General features: G+C 53.6%; 4 protein-coding genes and 2 tRNA genes. 2 read left to right on the top strand and 4 right to left on the bottom strand.

Translation table 11 applies throughout. From position 1 onward, the window contains the following. A tRNA-Val gene (locus tag L6R44_RS15340) sits at positions 1-76 on the bottom strand. Between the two features lie 41 nt (positions 77-117). Then, positions 118-193 (bottom strand) — tRNA-Val (locus tag L6R44_RS15335). A 258-nt stretch (positions 194-451) separates the two neighbouring features. Here L6R44_RS15335 and gltX point away from each other — a divergent pair. Continuing rightward, complete coding sequence (gene gltX, locus L6R44_RS15330; protein ID WP_237424681.1) at positions 452-1,867, top strand: glutamate--tRNA ligase; 1,416 nt, start codon at positions 452-454, stop codon at positions 1,865-1,867. Positions 1,868-1,913: 46 nt separating this feature from the next. Here the strand turns inward: gltX and L6R44_RS15325 are convergent, their stop codons facing one another. Beyond that, positions 1,914-2,306 carry a YfeC-like transcriptional regulator gene (locus L6R44_RS15325; protein WP_237424680.1) on the bottom strand — a complete coding sequence of 131 codons (393 nt, stop codon included), beginning with the start codon at positions 2,304-2,306 and terminating at the stop codon, positions 1,914-1,916. A gap of 1 nt (position 2,307) precedes the next feature. Then, positions 2,308-2,670, bottom strand: a complete 363-nt coding sequence (locus L6R44_RS15320) for a YfeC-like transcriptional regulator (RefSeq protein WP_237424679.1) — start codon at positions 2,668-2,670, stop codon at positions 2,308-2,310. Positions 2,671-2,688: 18 nt separating this feature from the next. Here L6R44_RS15320 and L6R44_RS15315 point away from each other — a divergent pair. Next, positions 2,689-2,888: hypothetical protein (locus tag L6R44_RS15315; protein WP_237424678.1), on the top strand; the 200-nt coding region annotated here is incomplete at its 3' end.

Raw genomic sequence — 2,888 nt, 5'->3', positions numbered from 1 at the left:
TGGTGGGCGATGACGGGCTCGAACCGCCGACCCCCTCCGTGTAAAGGAGATGCTCTACCAACTGAGCTAATCGCCCAATCTCAATTCTTATCTACACTGCGAGTCTACTGAAGTAGATGGTGGGTGATGACGGGCTCGAACCGCCGACCCCCTCCGTGTAAAGGAGATGCTCTACCAACTGAGCTAATCACCCCCGCTGTGTGGAGTCGCATTATAGGGAGAGTTGAAAATGAGTCAACGCATTTTCTAAAGTTTTTATTCGTTCGTCGTAAAATTAAACAAAACGATCGCGAAATGGGCTGTGAAGCATGATTTCTAAACAAAAATCGCAAACTCGGCCATGATAAAGGGATCGACATTGAGGAATCCCCCCACAGTGATAGAATATTGCCCATCGTTTTTTCCCCAGGATTTGCCGATTGCCGGCATCTTTATAACGTAAGGCCATTTCATGAAAATCAAAACTCGCTTCGCGCCGAGCCCGACAGGCTATCTGCACGTCGGTGGTGCACGTACCGCTCTTTATTCCTGGCTTTTCGCACGCCACAACAAAGGTGAGTTCGTGCTGCGTATTGAAGACACCGATCTTGAGCGCTCCACCCCAGAAGCAATTGAAGCCATTATGGATGGGATGAACTGGCTGAATCTGGAATGGGATGAAGGCCCTTACTTCCAGACCAAACGCTTTGACCGCTATAACGCGGTCATTGATGAAATGCTGGTCGCGGGCACGGCGTATAAATGCTACTGCTCGAAAGAGCGTCTGGACGCGCTGCGTGAAGCGCAGATGGCGAACGGTGAAAAACCGCGTTATGACGGCCGCTGCCGCCACGACCATAGCGAACATGCAGCTGACGAGCCGTGCGTCGTGCGTTTTGCTAACCCGCAAGAGGGCTCGGTGATCTTTGACGACCAGATCCGCGGCCCTATTGAATTCAGCAACCAGGAGCTGGACGATCTGATCATCCGTCGCACCGACGGTTCCCCAACCTACAACTTCTGCGTGGTGGTTGACGACTGGGATATGGAGATTACCCACGTTGTTCGTGGTGAAGACCACATCAACAACACGCCGCGTCAGATCAACATCCTGAAGGCGCTGAACGCTCCTGTGCCAGTCTATGCACACGTCTCCATGATCAACGGTGATGACGGGAAAAAACTCTCCAAGCGCCACGGTGCGGTAAGCGTGATGCAGTATCGCGACGATGGCTATCTGCCGGAAGCGCTGCTGAACTATCTGGTGCGCCTGGGCTGGGCCCACGGTGACCAGGAGATCTTCAGCCGCGAAGAGATGATCGAACTGTTCTCTCTGAGTTCTGTCAGCAAATCCGCGAGCGCATTTAATACCGACAAGCTGCAGTGGCTGAACCATCACTACATCAATACCATGCCGCCAGAATATGTGGCGACGTACCTGCAGTGGCACATTGAGCAGGCAAATATTGATACCCGCACGGGCCCTGAGCTGGCGGAACTGGTGAAATTGCTCGGCGAGCGCTGCAAAACGCTGAAAGAGATTGCCGAAAGCTGCCGCTACTTCTATGAAGAGTTTGACGCGTTCGACGCTGACGCCGCGAAGAAACACCTCCGCCCGGTTGCGCGTCAGCCGCTGGAAGTGGTGCGTGACAAGCTCGCTGCCCTCACCGAGTGGACCGCCGAGAATGTGCACCACGCCATTCAGGCGACGGCAGACGAACTGGAAGTCGGCATGGGTAAAGTCGGTATGCCGCTTCGCGTTGCGGTAACCGGTGCAGGACAGTCTCCGGCGCTGGATGTGACGGTTCACGCCATCGGCAAATCACGCAGCGTGGCGCGCATCAACAAGGCGCTGGACTTTATCGCTGAACGTGAAAATCAGCAGTAATCACGTCCAGGAAAAAGCAAACGGCAGGGTAACCTGCCGTTTTTTTTTACGCCTTTTCTTCCGCGATGCCCAGACGCATAAGAAAACCGCGTATGCCTTCGCGTTTCAATAAGGTGTCCAGGCGCTTCTGCTCTGACGGAGTCATACTCTCCAGCGTCTCAATAATGCCCTGAGACAGATTTGAAGAGGGGTCATTGTAGGACGTCGTGGCCTCGGCGAGATGGTAAACCGCCTGACGGTTGCGAACCGCCGGGAGGCTCATAATATGTTCCTTCACCCGCGCGTCGACATGAATCAGCCGTGCACGACCGCCTTTCACGCCGTTGAGTCCTTCCGTTTTCCACCCCTGCTGGCGTATCCAGCGATTAACCGTTTGTCTGGCAACGCCCAAATTCTCCGCCAGCTCTTCCGTGGTCATTTTGCTCCGTAATCTTTTCATATCAGTTCTGATCGCGAATCCCTAAACGTTGCAATAATCCGGTGATCCCTTCCCGCATCAACAGCGATGTCATCTGCTTTTGCTCTTCCGGCGTCATTTCATTGGCCAGCGTCAGGAGTAGGGTGTGAAGCGAACCGTCATGGCAGGCGCCTTCCGGCAGTTCGGACGTTTCGCTCGCGCGACGTGCGCTGCGAATAAAGTCACGGACTTTTTCATTCACATGTACCAGGCGCGCTTTCCCGCCCTGGACGCCTGGCTTTGGTGACGTAATCCAACCCTCTTTGCGTACCCATTTATTGATGGTCTGTCGGCTATAGCCAGTGAGCAGGGCTAACTCTTCCGGCGTCATTCGTTCCTTGATCATGCAATTTCCTGAATATCAGTGGGGTTAATTAACGGCTCATTTTATAGCACCGTTTTACGTGAAAACGTGACAGGCTTAACTCCTGACTGCGAGCAGGCTCGCAAAGTGATTCATTTGCATGATTTTTCGGCGATCGAACGGCGGTTATTGATTTTGCCGTTGACACTCCGCAGCGGAATTCATATTATGCCGCCCGTCAACATGACAGCTTTACGATG

Origin of the sequence: Enterobacter cloacae complex sp. ECC445 (assembly GCF_021892025.1) — a bacterium.
In the GTDB taxonomy this organism is placed as follows: domain Bacteria; phylum Pseudomonadota; class Gammaproteobacteria; order Enterobacterales; family Enterobacteriaceae; genus Enterobacter; species Enterobacter chengduensis.
This window is presented reverse-complemented; position numbering and strand designations above follow the sequence as displayed.